Below are 19,774 nucleotides of genomic sequence, written 5' to 3'. Positions count from 1 at the left end.
GCCTCAGACCCGCACTTCGCGGTTGAAGCGGTCGATGTATTCGCCGCGCCGCGGATTGAGCCTGGCCCAGTCCACACCGTTCATGGCGGTGATCTCGGCCATGTTCTTCGCATAGGCCTGCAGGCCCGGGCTGAAAGCGGCCCTGGAGCTGACCGGTGCGACGAAGTAGGGTGCGGCCGCCATCTGGGTCTGCACTTCCGGACTCAGGGCCGCGTTGATATAGGCCGCGGCCAGGTCCGGGTTCTTCGTGTTCTTCACGATGTGCATCACGCTCTTGATGTGGATCCAGCCGGTGTCGGGTTTGGCCAGCGCCACCGGCACGCCCTTGCCCTGCAGGTCGCCCACGTTGTTGTTGTAGTGCACCGAGATGTCGATCTGGCCCTGCTGGAAAAGGGTGGCCAGTGCGCCCGGGTTGCTGGCCACGGCGCTGACGTTGGGCAGCAGTTTCTTGACGAACTGGAAGGCCGGTTCCAGGTTCTCCTCGCTGCCGCCGTTGAGGCGCGCGATCTCGACCATCCAGGCCGACATCAGCGTCGAGCCCATGCCTGCCAGGCCGACGCGGCCCTTGTATTCGGGCTTCAGCAGGTCGTTCCACGAACGCGGCGGGTTCTTGATCTTCTCGGTGTTGTAGGCGATGCCGATGATCTGGCCGGACACGAAGGCGCCGAAACCACGCGGGTCCTGCAGGCCGGCGGGAACGTCCTTCAGGTTGGGAATCTTGTCGACAGGAATCTTCTCGAAAATGTCCTGCGACAGCGCGGCGAGGTACGGGCCTTCATCCAGGATGATGACGTCGAACGGCGGATTGGCCTTGGACGCCGCCACTTTGGATACCGTATCCACCGCCAGCGACGGGACCAGGCTGACCGACGCGCCGGTGGCCTTGGTGAAGGCCGGCAGCAGGATGCCGCGGTGTGCGGATTCCCAGGCGCCGGGATAAGTGGTCGCCGATATCGACTTCGACTGCGCGAATGCCGTTCCTCCATTCAAGACCAGGGGTGCGGCGCCCAGCGAAGCGGCGGTCTGGAGCAGGCGGCGGCGGGACAGTTCATTGCTCATGGGGATTTCCTGTGTGACGAAATTGGACAAGGACCTGTACCTCCCAGCGCAATCTCCGTGCCCGTGGCGTTCGTTCCGGGATAACCCTTGATTTGCCGCAGAACCATCCATTCCGGTGCAGCCGCTGCGCCAATATGGATTCTTTGCATGCACTGTTTGTGATCAAAAACCATATTGATTGGCGACAATATGGTTGATCAGTGGAAACAATCTTCAGCGGGCGCGGCATGTCGGGTGGCATGGTTCTTGTGTTCGACCCGGCCGAACAGCGGCCCATTCCGGCGCCGCTGCCCTGGAGGTGTCAGCCCATGCAACAACCCGCGAAAACGTCCGGTGTCGGCGTCACGCTCGACCAGATCCACCATCGATACGGTGGCAGCACGGCGGTCGAATCGGTTTCGCTGGAGATTCCCGCCGGCCAGCTGGTCGCCTTGCTCGGTCCCAGCGGATGCGGCAAGACCACGCTGCTGCGCATCGTCGCCGGGCTGCTGCGCCAAACCACCGGCCATGTGCGGATTGGCGGTGAAACCGTGGATGCCCAGCCCACCAACGAACGTGGCGCCGGCATCGTTTTCCAGAACTACGCGCTGTTCCCGCACATGACTGTCGAGGCCAACGTGGCCTACGGGCTGCGGGCCCAGGGCGTGGCCGCCGCGGCTGCGCAGAAGACGGCGATGGAGATGCTGGCGATGGTGCGCATGGACGCCTATGCCAAACGTTATCCGCGCGAGCTTTCCGGCGGCCAGCAGCAGCGGGTGGCCCTGGCGCGCACGCTGGCGGTCAGGCCGCGGGTGCTGCTGCTCGACGAGCCCTTCGCGGCACTCGACAAGAACCTGCGGCTCGACATGCAGATCGAGATCAAGCGCATCCAGCGAGAACTCGGCATCACCACGCTGCTGGTCACCCACGACCAGGAAGAAGCCATGTCGATGGCCGACCGCATCGCGGTGATGAACGCCGGCTGGGTGGAGCAGTTCGACACACCCGAAACCATCTACGACCGGCCGGCCACTCTCTTCGTGGCGACCTTCATCGGCACCGCCAACCTGATTGGCGGCCAGCTGCCGACCGGCGGCAGCGGGCCGTGCGCCATCGCCTGCGACGGCGGCGGCAGCCTGGCGCTGGACCGCGCCGCGCCGTGTTCGCGCGCCGGCAAGGTGATGGTGGCGGCCCGGCCCGAACACCTGAGCCTGGCAGCGCCGTCCATCGATGCGCTGCCGGCGACGGTGGCGATGGTGCTGCCGCTGGGGCCGTCGCTGGTCTACGAACTGCTGCTGGGGAACGGCCGCACGGTGAAAGTGACACAGCCGCGCAATGCCGGCGACCGGCGCTACGAGCCCGGCGAAGCGGTCGGTGTCAGCCTGCGGGCGGGTTCGCCAGCCGCGGTCTTCCAGGACTGAGCCGGCCATGTCCGCCACTACCGTCCATGCCGGGCCGCGCTTCGGTTCGGCTTTGCCGCTGAGCATTCCGCTCGGCCTGTTCTTCATCGTCTTCGTACTGGCCCCGATGGCGCTGCTGGCCTGGGTCAGCCTGCACAACGACAGTACGCTGACCCGGTTCGGCCTTGGCCAGTACGCCAAGTTCCTGGGCGACGGATTCAACCTGGAGGTGCTGGGCAACACGCTGTGGCTGGGCCTGAAAGTCACGCTGCTGACGCTGGTGATCGGTTTCCCGCTGGCCTATCTGTACACGCTGGCGCCGCGCCGCTGGCAGGGGCCGCTGATGCTGCTGATCGTGCTGCCGCTGCTGACCAGTTCGGTGGTTCGCACCTTCGCCTGGGTGGTGATCCTGGGCCGCCAGGGCATCGTGAACATGCTGCTGCTGCAGACGGGCGTGATCGTCGAACCGCTGAAGCTGCTCTACACCCCGATGGGCGTTTCGATCGCTCTCGCGCAAATCGAACTGCCGCTGATGGTGCTGCCGCTGATCACCGCGCTGACCAACCTCGACCCCAACCTGCGCCAGGCCTCACTGGCCCTGGGTGCCGGCCACTGGCGCACCTTCTTCAAGGTGACGCTGCCGCTGTCGATGCCCGGCCTGCTGGCCGGTGCGCTGCTGGTGTTCGCATCGGCCGTCAGCGCCTTCGTCACCCAGACCCTGGTCGGCGGCGGCCAGCAGATGTTCATGCCGTTCTACATGTACCAGCAGGCCATCCAGGCCGGCAACTATCCGTTCGCCGCGGTCATCGCGGTGCTGCTGCTGGCCTGCGTGCTGGCGGTGGTGGTTTTCATCAATGCGTTGGGTCGCCGCAGCCGGGGGTTCGTCCATGCCTGATGTCTTCGTGTCCGGCCAGCCGGCCGTCGCTGCGCCGTCGGGCCGCGGCGAATCCTTGCGCGGCGGACTGGAGCGGCGCTCCTTCGCCGTGGTGTTCGGCCTGCTGGGGCTGGTGGCGGCCGTGCTGCTGCTGGCACCCACGGTGGTGGTGCTCATCACCTCCTTCACCAGCGGTTATTCGCTGAAGTTCCCGCCGCCGGGGTATTCGACCCGCTGGTATTCGGCCCTGTGGAATGAATCGCCGGAGCTGATCGAGGCTTTTGTGCTGTCGCTCGAACTGGCGGCCGTCGCCACTGCGGCTTCGGTGGTGCTGGCGGTGGCCGCCGCCCTCGCACTGGCGCGTCGCCGGGAGGCCTGGGCCCGCACCTTCGAGGCGGTGCTGCTGTCGCCGCTGATGCTGCCTTCGCTGGCCATCGGACTGTCGTTGCTGATGCTGTTCAACCTCGCCGGCACCGGGCTGTCCTTCTGGACTCTGGTAATGGGTCACATCGCCATCACCACGCCCTACATCCTCCGCACCACCTCGGCCAGCCTGCTGCAGATGGACGGTGCGCTGCTGGAAAGCGCGCGGTCGCTGGGCGCCAAACCCTTCTACATCTTCCGCACGGTGACGCTGCCGCTGATCTCGCGCGGCATCCTGGCCGGCGCCTTCATCGGTTTCATGTATTCGTTCGACAACGTGGCGGTGTCGCTGTTCCTGTCCGACGCCCGCAGCGAGGTGCTGCCGATCCGCATGTGGCACATCATCGAATCCAACCTCGACGTGCGCGCCGCAGCGGTGTCCGGCGTGCTGATCGCCGCCACGCTGGTGCTGATGGTGGTGATGGAGCGGGTGGCGGGCATCTCGCGTCAGTTCCGGTGAACCGTGTCACCGCCCCAGTGCAGCCGCAGGGCGAGGTAGTCGTCCTCCAGCACGCCGTCGCGCAGGCCGGGGGTGTAGCCGGTCAGCGCGCAGAAGGCCTCGAAGGAATAGCCGCCGAGGTCGCTGCGCCGCAGGCGTGCATGGCGCAGCGCCAGCACCAGGCGGCCCACGCCGGCCACCTTCAGGGCGCCGGCGCACATGGGGCAGGGCTCCATGGTGCAGTAGAGCGTCGCGCCTTCCGCGGCCCGCGGGCCGTGGGCCGCGAAGGCCGTGCGCAGCACGTCGGGCTCGGCATGGGCCGTGGGGTCGCCCGATGTGTGCTGCCGGTTGCGGCCGCATGCCAGCAGCCGGCCGTTCCTCACCAGCACCGCGCCGGTCGGCCAGTCGCCGCAGGCATGGGCGGCGCGCGCCTCGGCCAGCGCCAGCCGCATCCAGTGGCGGTCGGTCTCGTCTTCCGTCATGCCGTCCATGGCAGTCCTTCTCCGTTCGATCCAGGAGCTTCCCGATGAGCAAGAAACGAACCCTGCTGCGCCATGCGCGGGCCCTGCTGGGCGACACGCTGTCGTTCGACCCGCAGCCGCTCGACGTGCTGGTGGAGGGCGACCGCATCGCGGCCATCGCGCCCGCCGGCACATTGCACGGCGCCGATGTGGAGGTCGACCTGGCCGACCGCCTGCTGGTGCCCGGCCTGGTCAACGGCCACCAGCATTCCCACGAACATTTCCAGCGCGGCCGCACCGAGAACCTGCCGCTGGAACTCTGGATGCACCTGGTGCGCACCCGCATACCGGTGGCGCTGACGCCGCGCCAGGTCTACCTGCGGACCATGATCGGCGCCATCGAGTCGCTGCGCACCGGCTGCACCACGCTGGTCGACGACATGGCGCTGGGCGGTGCCGTCCAGCGCGAGAACATCGACGCGGCGATGCAGGCCTACGAAGACGCGGGCATCCGGTCGCTGCTGGGTTTCGCCATGATGGACAAACCCATCGTCGACAACTTCCCCTTCGTCGAGAACCACTTTCCACCCGGCCTGGCCAACGAACTCCGCGCAGCACCGCGCCCGGCGCCGGACGACTGCCTGGGCCTGGTCCGCGAACTGGCGAAAAACCACCATCCGCAGTCGAACCGCATCGGTGTGCTGGTTTCGGCATCGGCCCCGCAGCGCTGCACCGAACCCTTTCTGAAACAGGTGCGCGCGCTGGCCGACGACCTGGCGCTGCCGGTCATCACCCATGTGCAGGAAACCCGGATGCAGGTGGTCACCGCGCAGCTGTTCTACGGCTGCCCGATGGTCGAATACCTGGACCGGATCGGTTTCCTGAAACCCGCTACCAGCCTGATCCACGCGGTGTGGCTCAACCCGCGCGAGATCGACGCGCTGGCCCGCAACGGCGCCACCGCGCAGCACAACCCCTGGAGCAACCTGCTGCTGGGTTCGGGTGTGCAGCCGGTGCGCGAACTGCTGGATGCTGGGGTCAACGTCAGCCTGGGTTCCGACGGTTCGTGCTCCACCGTCACCGTCAACATGCTCAACGTGCTGGGCAGCGCGGCGGCGGTATCCAAGCTGCGCGGCGACGACTTCGGCCGCTGGCTGTCGGCGCGCGAAGCGCTGCAGGCGGGCACGCTGGCAGGCGGACGGGCGCTGGGTTTCGGCGAATCGCTGGGCTCTTTGCGGGTGGGTGCCATCGCCGACGTGGTGGCCTATCGCACCGACACGGTGACCTTCGCACCGCTCAACGATCCGCTGCGACAGCTGGTCTACGCCGAGCGCGGTGCAGGCCTGGATTTCTCGATGGTGGCAGGCGAAGTGGTGATCCGCGCCGGCCGCCTGACACGCATCGACGAGGCCGCGCTGCTGCGTGAAATCGAAAACGAGTTTCGCAGCCTGGGCGAGCGCTATGCCGAGGCCGAGGCGTCGGTCACGCCCATTCTCGAAGCGGTCGAGGCCATCTACCGGCGATCGCTCGCCACCGCCATTCCGGCCGACACCTACACCGCGCGCCTGCCATGACTCATCAACGCGATTTTTCCGGATACCGATGGAACTACCCGGCACTGCGCTGGCCCGGTGGTGCCGGCCTGGCCGTGTCCTTCGTGCTCAACGTGGAGGAGGGCGCCGAGTTCTCGCTGAGCGCGGGCGACGACCGTAACGAAGGCCGGCACGAGGTCAACCACGAGATCGTCGGTGTGCCCGACCTGTGCATGGAAAGCCAGTTCGAGTACGGCGCCCGCGTAGGTTACTGGCGCATCACGCGGATGCTGATGGAAGCCGGCATGCCGCTCACCCTCAACGCCTGCGGCCGTGCGCTGGAAACCACACCCTGGATCGCCGCCGACGCAGTGGAACAGGGCTTCGAGATCTGCTGCCACGGCTGGCGCTGGGAATCGCATGCCGGCATGGACGAGGCCGAAGAGCGCCAGCGCATCGCCCGCACGGTGGCGACGGTGACACGGCTCAGCGGCCGCGCCCCGGTCGGCTGGCACACCAAGTCTTCCGCCTCGCTGAACACGCGGCGGCTGCTGGCCGAACACGGCGGTTTCCTGTACGACAGCGATGCCTACAACGACGACCTGCCCTATTACCTGCCGGTGGCCGGCAAACCGCACCTGGTGCTGCCCTATGCCTTCGACACCAACGACATGCGGTTCTTCGACAACTTCGCCTACGTGCGCGCTGACGATTTCGCCGATTACGCCATCGATGCCTTCGAATGCCTTCTGGCCGAGTCGCGCCATACGCCTCGCATGATGTCTATCGGCCTGCACACCCGCATCATCGGCAGGCCCGGGCGCATCGGCGGACTGCGGAAACTGCTGGCCCACATCGCCGGCCGGCAGGGCGTGTGGTGCGCCACCCGCGAGCAGATCGCGCGGCACTGGCTGGCTGCCATGCCGCCCGGAACGACGGTGGGAGGCACCGCGTGAAACTGCTGCTGGCCAACCCCAATCTCACCCAGGGCGTGACCGACGCGGTGCTGGCCGCCGCCCGGCAACGCGCCGCGCCGGGCACCGGACTGCTGGCGGTCACCGGCGAATTCGGTCCGATGGTGATCGGCTCGCGCGCCGAAGCCGCGCTGGCGCAGCACGGCATGCTGGAACTGGTCGCCCGCCATGCACCGGGCTGCGATGCGGTGGTGCTGGGGGTATCGCTGGACACGGCCCTGTGGGCCTGCCGCGAGATGCTCGACATACCGGTGATCGGCATGACCGAGGCCGGCCTGCTGTGCGGTGCCACCGTGGCCGGCCGCATCGGCCTGCTGACCTATGGCGACCGCATGGGACCGCTGTACCGCGAGCTGGTCGCCAGCTATGGTTTTTCAGGCCGGCTGGCCGGCATCGAATGCCTGCCGCTCGACCCGGCTGCCAGCCTGGCCGATCCGCAGGGTACTCGCCGTGCGGTGCTGGAAGGCGCGCTTCGGCTGGTGCGGAGGGACGGTGCCGAAGCGGTGCTGCTGGCCGGCGCGGCGATGGCGTCGATGGCCGAATCGCTTCAGCCGTCGGTGCCGGTGCCGCTGCTGGACGGCGTGGGTTGCGCCGTGGCCATGGCGCAGGCGATGGTCGGCTTGCGGCTGCCCAAGGCCACGGTCGGCAGCCTGAGCGCCACCGGCCCGCGCGAAGTGCGCGGCGTGTCGAAAGAACTGACGAACCTGATGGGACAAAGGCGATGAACGACGCACTCGACCAGGACACCGCCCTGGAACTGGCCGCGCGGGTTGGTTCCGGCACACCGAGTGCGGTCGAGGTGGCCCGTTTTTTCATCGAACGGGTACAGCGGCTGAACCCGCCGCTCAACGCCATCGTCCAATTCGATGCCGAAGGCGTGCTGGCCGAAGCTGCCTCGGTAGACCGGCGGCTGGCCGCCGGCGAAACCCTGCCGCTGGCCGGCGTGCCTTTCACGGTGAAGGACAACCTGTGGGTCGAAGGCCGGCGCATCTCGCAGGGCTCGCGGCTTTTCGAGGACTTCATCGCGCCGCGCGACGCTTGGGCGGTCGCCCGCCTCCGCGCGCTGGGCGGCGTGATGCTGGGCATCACCAACTGTTCGGAATTCGCCTGCAAGGGCATCACCGGCAATCCCTTGTACGGCACCACCCGCCATCCGCTGGACCTGTCGCTGACGCCCGGCGGATCGTCCGGCGGCGCGGCGTCAGGCCTTGCCGCCGGCCTGGGACTGCTGGCCTTGTGCACCGATGCGGGCGGCTCGACGCGGCGTCCGGCTGCGCATTGCGGGCTGGTCGGCCTGAAAGCCAGCTCCGGCCTCATCCCCCATCCCTGGGGTTTTGCCGAGCCGAATTTCGGACTTTCGGTGGTCGGCATCCTGGCGCGCAATGCGGCCGACTGCGCCTTTGTGTTCGACAGTTTGCTGGCCTACGACGCCAACGATCCGGCCGGCGTGCCCATCGCGGTGGGCCTGCAGGTTTCGGCCGCGCCGCCGCTGGAGCGTTCGACCCTGCGGCTGGCCTGGAGTCCGCGCCTGGGCTGCGATTTCGCGGTCGACGAGGCGGTGATGCGACAGCTCTCGCGGCAGGTCGATGCCTTGCAGGCCGATGGCTGGTCCGTCGAGCGGGCCGACCCGGCATGGCCGGATGCGGTGCGTGAATATCCGCTGATCGTGCTGCAGCAGGCCGGTCTTTTCGCCCTATATGGCGACCGCCTGGCCGATGCCCGCGACCAGATCGACCCCGACCTGGTGGCGCAGATCGAAGCGGGCTCCCGGGTCACGCCGGCGCAGGTCGCCAGGGCGGTCCGGCTGAAGGAAAGGATCGGCCAGAGCCTGGCGAACTTCTTCGATTCATACGACTTGCTGCTGTGCCCGACCACCCCGGTGACCGCCTGGCCGGCAGACCAGCTGGGTCCGCCGGTCATCGGCGGATTGCCTGCCGGTCCGCGCGGCCACGCTGCCTTCACACCCCTGTTCAACTACTGCGGCGTGCCGGCGTGCTCGGTGCCGGCCGGCCTGGTGGACGGACTGCCGGTCGGGCTGCAGGTCGTCGGTCCGCGCATGGAAGACGCGCGGGTGATGGCTTTTGCCCGCGAGGTCGAACGGCTGCAGACCTTGCGCTGAGGCTGCCAGCCTTCATGTGCGCGGCAAGTGCAGGATTTCCAGAAACGCGAGCCTGCAAGACCCGCCGGCCGGGCGCGTGGCACGATGGTTCCGTACGACGCCAGTTCGGCACGCAGGCGGCACGGCAGGATGCGCAACAGGCCGTGCCGTGCGTAGCGGCTGACCGCAGCCTGCGGGATCACCGCCACCATCTGCGTTCGGGCGATCAGGTTGCTGATGGTGAGGTGGTCGGTGACCAGGTGACCAGGAGACCCGGCAGGCCGGGTGCCTGGCCTGCAAGGCGCTGATGAGGCGGCTGGAAATCATCGACTGCGAAGAGCCGCGCCACCCCTGGCCGTCGATGCACCCGGAAGTGCGCCGGGGCTCGCTCGACACTGCCCGCCGGCTGGATCCGCTGGTCCTGCGCCGGTGGCGCTGAACCCGGGTCCTGCCCGGGGACGGCATCAGATGCGCGGCGGATCCTGATCGCGTGCGGTGTGGCGGTGCAGGGCGATGGCTGCGATGAAGGCAGCGGCAACATCCGCGGCCTTGGCGCCGTCGGCATAGAGCAGTCCGGGGTCGGCGCTGCCGTCCTCCAGTGTGGTCGGCACGCCGATCTTCTCGGTGATGGCGCTCGACGCACCCAGCACCAGCAGCGTCTTGCAGTGGCGATAAGTGTTGACCACGAATTCGCTGGTGTTGCCGATTTTCATCAGCAGGTCCACCGCACCCTGGCCGTCGGGCAGCACCACCGCGTCGAACACCACCGGAGGGGTGTTTTCCATGGAGGCGTCGGCCTCGATCTTCTTGCCCTGCATCGTCTGGATGCTACCCAGGCGCGGGCCGACGATACGCGGCACGGCACCCTGTGCGAACAAGGCGGATTGCAGTGCGGCCAGCGCATCGCCGTCCACGCCGTCGGCGGCCAGCAGCGCGATCTTGCGGCCCTTGATGCCGCCGTCTCCGGGGAGGTGCGTCAGCGAAAGCGCGGCGGATTTGGTCACCTCGGGCGCTTGCGGCGCGTCGATGGCGCGGGGCAGGGCGGCGGGCAGGTCCATGCCCAGGCCGTCGGCGATGCGCTGCGCCAGTTCGGTCGAGACATTGACCAGGCTGGCCACCATCCGTTCGCGGATGGCGGGCACGGTGACTTTCGAAAGCTCGAAGCGGAAGCCGCCGACGATGTGCGCCTTTTCCCAGTCGGTCTGGCTTTCCCAGAACAGGGTGGCCTGCTGGTAATGCTCGGCGAAACGTTCGGGTTTGCCGCGCAGCTTGTCACCCTGCTCGGGCGCCGGGAAGGACACGAAACCAGCGGCGCCGGCCTGTGCGGGATAGCCACCGGCCAGCGAGTTGGGGTCGTAAGCCACCCGGCCGCGGTGGATCGCCTGCCGCTTGATGCCGTCGCGCTGGCCGTTGTGCACCGGCACCACCGGCGAGTTGATCGGGATCTCGTGGAAGTTGGCACCGCCCAGGCGGGTGATCTGGGTGTCCTTGTACGAGTGGATGCGGCCTGCCAGCAGCGGGTCGTTGCTGAAGTCGATGCCGGGGATGACATGGGCGGTGCAAAACGCGACCTGCTCGGTTTCGGCGAAGAAGTTGTCCGGATTGCGGTCCAGCACCATGCGGCCGATGAGTTTCACCGGCACCAGTTCCTCGGGGATGAGTTTGGTCGAGTCGAGGATGTCGAAGCTCCAGTTCTCAGCCATTTCCTCGGTGAACACCTGGATGCCAAGATCCCATTCGGGGTAGTTGCCGGCCTCGATGGATTCCCAAAGGTCGCGGCGGTGGAAGTCGTTGTCGGCGCCCTGGATCTTGGCGGACTCGTCCCAGACGAGCGAATGCGTGCCGGCGCGGGGCTTCCAGTGGAATTTGACGAACACGCTCTCGCCCTGCGCATTGACCAGCCGGAAGCTGTGCACACCGAAGCCTTCCATCATGCTGAAACTGCGCGGCAGTGTTCGGTCGCTCATGGCCCACAGCAGCATGTGGGTCGACTCCGGGCTGAGCGACACGAAGTCGTAGAAGGTGTCGTGGGCGCTGCCGGCCTGCGGCATGCCGTGGTGCGGCTCGGGCTTGACCGCGTGGATCAGGTCGGGGAACTTCATCGCGTCCTGGATGAAGAACACCGGGATGTTGTTGCCGACCAGGTCCCAGTTGCCTTCGTCGGTATAGAACTTGACCGCGAAACCGCGCACGTCGCGGGCGGTATCCACCGAGCCGCGTTCGCCGGCCACGGTCGAAAAACGCACGAACACCGGCGTGACCTTGCCCTTTTTCTGGAACGGTGCGGCTCGGGTCAGGTCGGTCAGGTCTTCATAGGCCTCGAAGAAACCGTGGGCGGCGGAACCTCGAGCGTGGACGATGCGTTCCGGAATGCGTTCGTGGTCGAAGTTGGTGATCTTCTCGCGCAGGATGAAGTCTTCCAGCAGCGTAGGGCCGCGCAAGCCGGCCTTCAGCGAGTTCTGGTTGTCGCCGATCGGCACGCCCTGGTTGGTGGTCAGCACCTGGCCGCCGCTGTCGACCCGCACCCGGTCGAGCGATCCGGCGAGTGCGTTGCCGCCGATGGGCGCTCCGGATCCGGTCTTGGCCGAAACATTGGTCTCGGTCAGGGTGCTTGCGGTCACGGCGGGGGAAGCCGGCTCGGAAGTTGCGCCGGGCTGGGGCGCGGCTGCATCGGCCTCGCCCGCATCGGCCAGCTTGAGCGGGTTGGAAGGCATGGACGCAACGAGGGCGTTGGTGTCGGCTGCCTGCTGGGCGAGCAGGTCACCGCCCGGATCGCCTCCGTGGGCCGGACGGCTGGCCGTGTTGCGTGCAGCGGCCTGGGTGCCGACGGTCGCGGCCGCGTTTTTGGCGGGCGCGCTTTTGCTCTTCGAAGGTGTTGTCATCGTGGAAACCGGTTGTGTGGGATGGGCGACCGCCGTCGTTGCGACGGTCGGTGACACCCATTGCACGGCCGGTTCCGCGCGCCATTGCAACCAATTGCTGGTTACAACTCAGGCGAGCGGTCGCGGCGCGGATCGAGCCAGTCGCGCAGCCCGTCGCCCAGCAGGTTGACGCCCAGCACCGCCAGCGCTATGGCGCAGCCCGGGAAAACCGCAAGCCACGGCGCCTGCGCCATCAGGGTCTGCGCCTCGCTCAAAAGACGGCCCCAGCTGGGCTGCGGCGGCTGGGTGCCCAGGCCCAGATAGGAGAGCGCTGCCTCGGCGAGGATGGCGATGCCGAAACGCACCGTGGCCTGCACCACCAGCAGCGGCAGCACATTGGGCAGCACGTGCCACCAGGTGATGGCCCAGCGGCCGCGACCGGTGGCCCGTGCTGCCCGCACGAAGTCGCGCGACCACACCGCGTTGGCCGCGCCGCGTGCCAGCCGTGCGAACGAAGGTACGTTGTAGAGACCGATGGCCAGCATGGCGTTGCCGATGCCCGGCCCGTACACGGCGGCCAGCACGATGGCCGTGAGAATGGCCGGGAAAGCCAGGCCCAGGTCGGTCAGGCGCATCAGCAGGTCTTCGACCCAGCCGCGCCGCGCCGCGGCCAGCAGACCCAGGGCGGTGCCGGCCAGCATGCCGATGGCCACGGCCACCACACCGACCGCTATGGATGCCCGTGCGCCCAGCAGCAGCTGCGACGCGAGATCGCGCCCATAGGCATCGGTGCCCAGCCAGTGCGACCACGACGGCGGCTGCAGCCGGTCGGGCAGGGCCATTTCGAAGGGCGGCCACGGCGTCCAGAAATACGACAGCCCGGCGGCGGCCAGCAACAGCAGCACCAGCACGCTGCCGATCCACAAACCTGCATGTCGTTTCAATTGCGTCTCCGCAGCCGGGGGTCGATGGCGGCATACAGCACGTCGACCCCGAAATTGACCACTACCACCATCACCGCGAACAGCATGACGCAGCCGCGCACCACCGGCAGGTCGCGGTTGCCGATGGCCTGGAACACCAGGCGGCCCAGGCCCGGCAGGTTGAACACGTTCTCGACCACGATGGTGCCGGCCAGCAGTTCGGCGAACTGCAGGCCCATGACGGTCAGCACCGGGATGGCGGCGTTGCGCAGCACGTGTTTCCAGAGGATGGCGGCCTCCGACAGACCCTTGGCGCGGGCGGTGCGCACATAGTCTTCACGCAGCGTTTCCAGCACGGCCGAACGGGTAATGCGGGCGAGGATGGCGGCCTGCACCGCGGCCAGGGCGACGGCTGGCAGCACCAGCGCCTTCAGTCCCTCGCCGAAACCCTCGCTCCAGCCGTCGAAGCCGCCCGCCGAGAACCAGTGCAGCTTCACCGCGAACAACAGCACCAGCAAGATCGCGAACCAGAAATTGGGCACCGCCACGCCTACCTGCGCGGCGGCCATGAGGGCGGTGTCGGTGGCGGTGCGGTGGCGGGCGGCCGCGGTCACGCCGACCAGCAGCGCCGCCACGCAGGTCAGCAGCATGGCGGCCAGCGCCAGCGGCAGGGTCAGCTGCAGGCGTTCGGCGATGAGTTCGGCCACCGGCACGCCGTAGCTGCTGCTGGTGCCCATGTCGCCCTGTGCCAGTGCCTGGATCCAGTGCAGGTAACGCGTCCAGGCCGGTTGGTCCAGGCCCAGTTGCAGGGCCAGCGCACGCACCGCCTCGGGCGAGGCGTCGGCGCCCAGCGCCATCTCGGCGGCATTGCCGGGCAATATGTCCAGCGCCAGGAACACCAGGGCCGACATGGCGGCCAGGGTGGCCAGCAGGCCCAGCAGGCGTTTGAGGAAAAAACCGGTCATCGCGGAATTATGGTGTCGGGCCTGTTGCCGCCAGGGTGATTCCGGGCTTCGGCCCGCTCCGGGATAATCCGCCCATGGCCCTGATGATTACCGACGAATGCATCAACTGCGATGTGTGCGAACCCGAGTGTCCCAACGACGCGATCTCGGCGGGCGAACTGATCTATGAAATCGATCCCCATCGCTGCACCGAATGCGTCGGTCATTTCGACGAACCGCAGTGCGTGCAGATCTGTCCGGTAGCCTGCATTCCGGGCAACCCGGCGCATGTCGAGAACCACGACAGCCTGTATGCCAAGTACATCTTTCTGACCCGGGCGCCCGCGTCGGCTACCTAGAATTCGAGGTTGTCGATGAGTCGGGTGCTGCCCAGGCGCGCGGCACCCAGCACCACCAGCGAATGCCAGTCGGCTTCGTCCTGCGGCGGCAGCAGGTCGCTGCGGCGGCGCACCGTCAGGTAGTCCGGCGCCCAGCCACGGGTCGACAGCGCCTGCGCGGCCTCGGCTTCCAGCGCGGCCAGGTCGCGCCGGCCGGCCAGCACCGCGGCGGCCAGCGCCCGCAGCGTGGTCGGCAGTTGCACCGCCTCGGCGCGCGCCTCCGCATTCAGATAACCGTTGCGCGACGACAGCGCCAGGCCGTCGGCCGCTCGTTCGGTCCGGCCGGCGACGATCTCCACCGGCAACGCCAGTTGCCGCACCATCTGCCGCACCACCATCAGCTGCTGGTAGTCCTTCTGGCCGAACATCGCAAAACGCGGCTGCACGCAGTTGAAGAGCTTGAGCACCACGGTGCATACGCCGCTGAAGAAACCCGGCCGGAAGCGGCCTTCGAGGATGTCTGCCAGCGCCGGGTCGGGTGACACACGATAGGTCTGCGGCTGCGGGTACAGGTCGGCCTCGCGCGGCGCGAACAGAACGTCGCAACCACCGGCTTCCAGCCGGGCGCAGTCGGATTCCCAGGTCCGCGGATAGCTATCGAAGTCTTCATGCGGCAGAAACTGCAGCCGGTTCACGAAAATGCTGGCCACACTCACATCGCCCAGTTCGCGGGCGGCGGCCAGCAGCGCCAGGTGGCCGTCGTGCAGGTTGCCCATGGTGGCGACCAGGGCCGGGCTGCGGTAGGGCGCAAGCAGGGCGCGCAGGTCGGAAACGGAATGGGCGATCTGCATGGTTTCTTTTTCTTCTGGATTCGGTTGAAAGGCTTACCAGGCGTGCTGCCGGTTATCCGGGAAACTGCCGTCGCGCACGGCCGCCACGTAGCGGCTCATGGCGTCCTCGATGCCGGTGGCGCCGTCCATGAAGTTGCGCACGAACTTCGCCATGCGTCCGAGGTTCAGGCCCAGCATGTCGTGCATCACCAGCACCTGGCCGGCGGTGTCGCGGCCGGCACCGATGCCGATGGTCGGGCAGCGCGGCAGTTCGGTGGTCAGGGAGGCGGCCAGTGCGGCGGGCACCATCTCGAACACGACCATGGCGGCACCGGCATCCTGCAGCCCTAGCGCTTCGGCCCGCAGCCGTGCGGCACCCGCGTCGTCGCGGCCCTGCACCCGATAGCCGCCGAGCGCATGCACGGTCTGCGGCGTCAGGCCCAGGTGGGCGCACACCGGCACGCCGCGTTCGACCAGGAACCGCACGATGTCGGTGGTCCAGCCGCCGCCTTCGAGTTTCACCATGTGCGCGCCGGCCTGCATCAGCACGGTGGCGCTCGCCATGGCCTGCTCGCAAGACTGCCGGTAGCTGCCGAAGGGCAGGTCGGAGACGATGAGAGCGGCACCCTGTGCACGCTGAAGGCCCTGCGCCACGCAGTCGGTGTGGTATCGCATGGCTTCCAGCGAAACGCCGGTAGTGGCCGAGCGGCCCTGGCACACCATGCCGAGCGAGTCGCCCACCAGCAGGCAATCGATGCCGGCCGCATCGGCAGCCGCCGCGAAGGTGGCGTCGTAGGCGGTCAGCATAGTGATCTTGTCGCCGCGCCGGTGTTGTTCGGCCAGGCCCGGCAGGGTGACCGCCTTGCGTCGGGCATTCATGCCGGATAGTCGACCGGAGCGGCCAGCTGGACCGGAATGTGTGTGCGCTTTTCCTGAATGCGGTTGGCCTGGTCGACGAACACCAGCCTGGGCGCGAAACCTTTGACCCGGGCTTCCTCGACCTGGGCGAAGGACGCAATGATCAGCAGGTCGCCCACCGCCGCACGGCGCGCCGCCGAGCCGTTGACCGAAATCATTCCCGTGCCGCGCTGCCCGCGGATGGCGTAGGTGATGAAACGCTCGCCGTTGTTGATGTTCCAGATGTGCACCTGCTCGTTCTCGGCCAGGTCGGCTGCGTCCAGCAGGTCTTCGTCGATGGCGCAGGAACCCTCGTAGTGCAGTTCGCAATCGGTTACGGCGACGCGGTGGATCTTGGACTTGAGCAGGGTGCGATACATGGTTTTGTCTCTCCAGGTTTCTCGGGTGCCAGCGCCGCCGTTCGCGGGGCGCGGAACTGTAGCACCGGCCTGGCTTCGTGCGTCCGGACCATGCTTCGTGCCGCAAGGGTGATGCTGGCCCGGCAAGGCCGGAGACTTCGGCCGAACCCCGGCTCCCTCGGGGACACAGTGCCTGGTCGGGCTCTGAAACGAGGTTATTCCCATGTCCCTGATTCCGCTGATGGCCCGCTCGGTGCGCGTGGCCAGTCTTTCCGCCGCCTACGATCCGCCGCCGACGGCGGAGTCCGAAACCACGCTGGCGCCGCCCGACGGCGAGACCATGCTGGACCGGCTTCCCAGCCGTCATCCCCGATGCAAGTCCAGCCTGTGCGAACGCATCTGGGACTACGCCGGCTTCCGGTCGTCGAGCCACAGGCGGTTGGACGTCGCCTACACCCTGCTCATACGCCAGTGCGGCGAGCTGCCGGCCCGGGTGCCCGACAGCAGCAGCATCCAGCGACGGCTGAACCTGCTGCAATCGGCAGTCGAAGCGCTCAAGCTCCGGCTTTTCGAGGTGTACGAACGGGACGACGTCCACGAAGAGTTCGACCAGTTGCGCGACGACGCGATCCGGCTGCAGAAGGACATCGCCAGGCACCGGCGGATACGTCAGCAGCAGGCGGCTGCCGGCTGCCTGAATCGACCGCCAACCGCCTTGCCCGATCCCCCGCTCGTCCCGCTGCCGCTGCACCTCCCATTTCCGCCGCAGACTGCATCCGCACCGGATGCTCCCCAGGCTCCCCCTCCGGCCTTGCGTCGCCGCGAACCGCGCCGATACGAACTCGCGGCTCCGGTCGACCGGCAGCCTCCGGCAGTGGTGGCGGCAGCCGCCGCCGCGGCAGAGGCGGCGCAACCCTATGTGATCGACGAGGAAGGCCAGGCGCAGATACGCCGGGCCATCGACCGTGCGCTTGACGCGGCCGACGGCCGGCAACGGCAACGCGGGCCGGATATCTCGGCGCTCGGCATCGCCATTGCCCGGGTGGTCAACGGAAACTTTCCCGATCGGCCACTGCATGCGCCGCAGAACCGCAAGCATGGCCAGAGCATCGCCGTCACCATCCAGGACGCCACGGACCACATGGCGGCGCGGCACCGGGAAGTGATCCGGCGTTTTGCCCTCGATTACCTGACGCGCCAGACGCGTGGACGTTGAACCGGGCCGAGGTTCATGCCGAATACGCCAGGCGGACGTAGATGGGTGCGAAGGCTTCGGCCTGGGTGATCTCGATCAGGGTTTCCTTTGCCAGCTCGAGCAATGCGATGAAGGTCACCACCAGCACGGTGGCGCCTTTCTCGGGCTGGAACAACTCTTCGAACGGCACGAAACGCCGCCCCTGCAAGCCGCGCAGCACATAACTCATGTACTCGCGCACGCTGAGTTCCTCGCGGGTGATGGTGTGGTGCTGCACCAGCCGGGCCCGCTGCAGGATGTCGCGCCAGGCTTCCTGCAGGTCGACCACGTGGACGTCCGGGAAACGGGGGTGCAGGCTCTGCTCGATGACCACCTGGGCCCGCAGGAAGTCGCGGCCGAACTGCGGCAGCGCGTTGAGTTTGGCGGCCGCCAGTTTCATCTGCTCGTATTCGAGCAGGCGCCGCACCAGTTCCGCCCGCGGGTCTTCCGGCTCGGCGCCGGGGTCGGCCTTCTTGGGCGGCAGCAGCATGCGTGACTTGATCTCGATCAGCATCGCCGCCATCAGCAGGTATTCGGCTGCCAGCTCGAGGTTGCGGCTGCGGATCTCGTCCACGTACGACAGGTACTGGCGGGTCAATGCCGCCATCGGGATGTCGAGGATGTTGAAGTTCTGTTTGCGGATCAGGTAGAGCAGCAAGTCCAGCGGACCTTCGAAGGCTTCGAGGAAAACCTCGAGCGCATCTGGCGGGATGTACAGGTCCTGCGGCATGGCGAACAGCGGTTCGCCGTACAAACGCGCCAGCGCGACCTGGTCGACGACCTCGGGAGACGGAGCCAGGCCGGCAATGTCGTCCATGCGGGCGCAGTGCGCAGTGCGGTTTAGCTGGCGTCCGTCTGGTAGACGTAGGGCTTCTGTTTCACTTCGCCTGCGTCGTAGTCGGACCAGGCGTCGCGGTCGACTTTCTTGTCCCACAGCAGGGCGCGGCCTGCACGTTGTCCGGCGTCCATCTGCGGGTTGTCTTCCTTCAGCTTGTTGAGGAAGTCGGTGGCGTCGGAGGTGTAGTGCTTGCGGGCGAAGATGGACATGGGGCGAACCTGTTGGGGACGGTCGAAATCGGAGGCGAAACGCCGATTTTACGGGCGTCGGCGGCCTGCCGGTTTCGCAGCGCCACGCAATGCGGCGGCAAGGGCCGTATCGGGGAGGATTCCGCCGCCGATATTGGGCTTTCCAACTTCATCGGAGATCGCCATGGCATTCGGCTTTCCTGTCTCGGAACACACATTCGTCACCTGGCCGGCGACAACCATCGAAGACGCCACCGCGCCCGGCCCGCATCGGCCTGTCGACGAGACACCCGACGAACCGCCGGGCGTGGGAGGTCCACCGTGCGTCGACCTGTCTTTCAGCGTGCCGGCCTGCGCGCGTCCTGCAGATGCGCTCTGTGGCAGCACGGTGAACACCATGCTCGCCATCTACCGGGCCAAGTACCGGCTGGATGTCGGAACCGTGGTGTTCCAGGCGCACAAGGCGAAAGCCGCCGAAGTGCGTGCCTGGTGCGACGGCATGGCGCCGGGAGAATGCGGTTTTCTGCTGGCAGGCACCAGCCGCGGCTTGCACACTTTCGTGCTGGCCGTAGGCCGCAGTCGCGACGGCACGCCGCGCTGCCTGATGGTTGACAGCGCCGGCCCCTGCATGGGGAGCGTGAGGCGGGCCTTGCAGAAGTCTTTCGCCCGGCAGGTCTATGTCACGCCGGTGACCCAGGGCATGGAAGGGCGCGGCTGCATGGTGTTCGCGATGCGATTCCTGCTGATGTCACGCTGCGTCGACCTGGGCGCGCGGGTGCTGGAGACCATGGAGGCCTTCGAGCAGCGCGGCGATGACACGGGGGACGGCCAGTTGCAGGTGGCCGACCTGTTGCCGCTGGCCGGCTGGCTGGCCGCCACTCGGGAGCGGCAGGCCGTCTATCGGTCCGATGTGCTGCCGATGTTGCCGCTGGACAACGGTGGCCGGCATGCCGAATGGACGCTGGCCGAATTCTTCGGCAAACGCAGCGGCGGGCTGGCGACGGATCTGCGGCAGCTATACGACGAAGTGGATTCGCTGGTGCATTCGCCCGCCACCACAGGGGTTTCCGCGTCGCGGCGAGCCTATCTGCAGCACCGCTTCCTGGGGCATCTGCCTCGCTGA

The 19,774-nt window shown here is 67.5% G+C and carries 20 protein-coding genes and 1 pseudogene; 11 read left to right on the top strand and 10 right to left on the bottom strand.

Features of this window, described 5'->3' with window-relative positions; genetic code table 11:
- Positions 1-3: 3 nt before the first annotated feature.
- A complete protein-coding gene (locus AC3ANW_RS14140) occupies positions 4-1,059 on the bottom strand; it encodes an ABC transporter substrate-binding protein (protein WP_488341480.1) in 1,056 nt (351 codons plus the stop codon).
- 308 nt (positions 1,060-1,367) lie between these two features.
- Here AC3ANW_RS14140 and AC3ANW_RS14135 point away from each other — a divergent pair, with 308 nt between their 5' ends.
- Genes AC3ANW_RS14135 through AC3ANW_RS14125 form a run of 3 tightly spaced genes read left to right on the top strand, consistent with a single transcriptional unit; the run spans position 1,368 to position 4,195 of the window.
- The gene (locus tag AC3ANW_RS14135) at positions 1,368-2,459 is read left to right on the top strand and encodes an ABC transporter ATP-binding protein (protein ID WP_488341479.1); all 1,092 of its coding nucleotides are present in this window, start codon (positions 1,368-1,370) and stop codon (positions 2,457-2,459) included.
- Positions 2,460-2,466: 7 nt separating this feature from the next.
- Positions 2,467-3,333: an ABC transporter permease gene (locus tag AC3ANW_RS14130; RefSeq protein ID WP_488341478.1), complete on the top strand. Its 867-nt coding sequence runs from the start codon at positions 2,467-2,469 to the stop codon at positions 3,331-3,333.
- The gene (locus AC3ANW_RS14125; protein WP_488341477.1) at positions 3,326-4,195 is read left to right on the top strand and encodes an ABC transporter permease; all 870 of its coding nucleotides are present in this window, start codon (positions 3,326-3,328) and stop codon (positions 4,193-4,195) included. The genes AC3ANW_RS14130 and AC3ANW_RS14125 overlap by 8 nt, the downstream gene beginning before the upstream one ends.
- Here the strand turns inward: AC3ANW_RS14125 and AC3ANW_RS14120 are convergent.
- A complete protein-coding gene (locus tag AC3ANW_RS14120) occupies positions 4,183-4,665 on the bottom strand; it encodes a nucleoside deaminase (protein ID WP_488341476.1) in 483 nt (160 codons plus the stop codon). The two genes, AC3ANW_RS14125 and AC3ANW_RS14120, sit on opposite strands and share 13 nt — an antisense overlap.
- A gap of 35 nt (positions 4,666-4,700) precedes the next feature.
- Here AC3ANW_RS14120 and AC3ANW_RS14115 point away from each other — a divergent pair, with 35 nt between their 5' ends.
- The 5 genes and pseudogenes from AC3ANW_RS14115 to AC3ANW_RS14095 all read left to right on the top strand — a co-directional run.
- A complete protein-coding gene (locus AC3ANW_RS14115) occupies positions 4,701-6,209 on the top strand; it encodes an amidohydrolase family protein (protein WP_488341475.1) in 1,509 nt (502 codons plus the stop codon).
- Positions 6,206-7,123, top strand: a complete 918-nt coding sequence (locus tag AC3ANW_RS14110; protein ID WP_488341474.1) for a polysaccharide deacetylase family protein — start codon at positions 6,206-6,208, stop codon at positions 7,121-7,123. Before AC3ANW_RS14115 ends, AC3ANW_RS14110 begins: the two co-directional genes overlap by 4 nt.
- Entirely contained in the window at positions 7,120-7,866 is a 747-nt protein-coding gene (locus tag AC3ANW_RS14105; protein ID WP_488341473.1) for an aspartate/glutamate racemase family protein, read from the top strand. The genes AC3ANW_RS14110 and AC3ANW_RS14105 overlap by 4 nt, the downstream gene beginning before the upstream one ends.
- Positions 7,863-9,260 (top strand): amidase, encoded by a 1,398-nt coding sequence (locus AC3ANW_RS14100; protein WP_488341472.1) that lies wholly within the window; start codon positions 7,863-7,865, stop codon positions 9,258-9,260. The genes AC3ANW_RS14105 and AC3ANW_RS14100 overlap by 4 nt, the downstream gene beginning before the upstream one ends.
- A gap of 241 nt (positions 9,261-9,501) precedes the next feature.
- Positions 9,502-9,678 (top strand): annotated as a pseudogene (locus AC3ANW_RS14095) (dihydrodipicolinate synthase family protein); the annotation flags it as partial.
- Positions 9,679-9,703: 25 nt separating this feature from the next.
- Here AC3ANW_RS14095 and AC3ANW_RS14090 read toward each other — a convergent pair.
- The 3 genes from AC3ANW_RS14090 to AC3ANW_RS14080 all read right to left on the bottom strand — a co-directional run bounded on the left by AC3ANW_RS14090 (position 9,704) and on the right by AC3ANW_RS14080 (position 13,988).
- Complete coding sequence (locus AC3ANW_RS14090) at positions 9,704-12,121, bottom strand: catalase (RefSeq protein WP_488341471.1); 2,418 nt, start codon at positions 12,119-12,121, stop codon at positions 9,704-9,706.
- Positions 12,122-12,222: 101 nt separating this feature from the next.
- Positions 12,223-13,044, bottom strand: coding sequence for an ABC transporter permease (locus AC3ANW_RS14085; RefSeq protein WP_488341470.1), 822 nt, complete (start codon positions 13,042-13,044; stop codon positions 12,223-12,225).
- A complete protein-coding gene (locus AC3ANW_RS14080; protein ID WP_488341469.1) occupies positions 13,041-13,988 on the bottom strand; it encodes an ABC transporter permease in 948 nt (315 codons plus the stop codon). The genes AC3ANW_RS14085 and AC3ANW_RS14080 overlap by 4 nt, the downstream gene beginning before the upstream one ends.
- A 74-nt stretch (positions 13,989-14,062) precedes the next feature.
- On the opposite strand from AC3ANW_RS14080, the gene AC3ANW_RS14075 reads away from it, so the two are divergent.
- Positions 14,063-14,326, top strand: coding sequence for a YfhL family 4Fe-4S dicluster ferredoxin (locus AC3ANW_RS14075; RefSeq protein ID WP_488341468.1), 264 nt, complete (start codon positions 14,063-14,065; stop codon positions 14,324-14,326).
- On the opposite strand, the gene panC is transcribed toward AC3ANW_RS14075, so the two are convergent.
- From panC to panD, 3 genes are read right to left on the bottom strand one after another with little or no spacing between them, the layout of a single operon-like run.
- The gene (gene panC, locus AC3ANW_RS14070; protein ID WP_488341467.1) at positions 14,323-15,156 is read right to left on the bottom strand and encodes a pantoate--beta-alanine ligase; all 834 of its coding nucleotides are present in this window, start codon (positions 15,154-15,156) and stop codon (positions 14,323-14,325) included. The genes AC3ANW_RS14075 and panC overlap by 4 nt on opposite strands.
- Positions 15,157-15,189: 33 nt before the next feature.
- A complete protein-coding gene (gene panB, locus AC3ANW_RS14065; protein ID WP_488341466.1) occupies positions 15,190-16,014 on the bottom strand; it encodes a 3-methyl-2-oxobutanoate hydroxymethyltransferase in 825 nt (274 codons plus the stop codon).
- Positions 16,011-16,412: an aspartate 1-decarboxylase gene (gene panD / locus AC3ANW_RS14060; protein ID WP_488341465.1), complete on the bottom strand. Its 402-nt coding sequence runs from the start codon at positions 16,410-16,412 to the stop codon at positions 16,011-16,013. The genes panB and panD overlap by 4 nt, the downstream gene beginning before the upstream one ends.
- 202 nt (positions 16,413-16,614) lie before the next feature.
- Here panD and AC3ANW_RS14055 point away from each other — a divergent pair, with 202 nt between their 5' ends.
- Complete coding sequence (locus AC3ANW_RS14055) at positions 16,615-17,607, top strand: hypothetical protein (RefSeq protein WP_488341464.1); 993 nt, start codon at positions 16,615-16,617, stop codon at positions 17,605-17,607.
- A gap of 13 nt (positions 17,608-17,620) precedes the next feature.
- On the opposite strand, the gene AC3ANW_RS14050 is transcribed toward AC3ANW_RS14055, so the two are convergent.
- Positions 17,621-18,442: a segregation and condensation protein A gene (locus AC3ANW_RS14050; RefSeq protein WP_488341463.1), complete on the bottom strand. Its 822-nt coding sequence runs from the start codon at positions 18,440-18,442 to the stop codon at positions 17,621-17,623.
- A gap of 23 nt (positions 18,443-18,465) precedes the next feature.
- A complete protein-coding gene (locus AC3ANW_RS14045) occupies positions 18,466-18,672 on the bottom strand; it encodes a DUF3460 family protein (RefSeq protein ID WP_488341462.1) in 207 nt (68 codons plus the stop codon).
- Positions 18,673-18,835: 163 nt separating this feature from the next.
- On the opposite strand from AC3ANW_RS14045, the gene AC3ANW_RS14040 reads away from it, so the two are divergent.
- Positions 18,836-19,774, top strand: coding sequence for a hypothetical protein (locus AC3ANW_RS14040; protein ID WP_488341461.1), 939 nt, complete (start codon positions 18,836-18,838; stop codon positions 19,772-19,774).

Source organism: Xylophilus sp. PBN-3R (assembly GCF_057747805.1).
The sequence above is the reverse complement of the archived record's forward strand: the minus strand, read 5'-3'. Positions and strand labels throughout refer to the sequence as shown.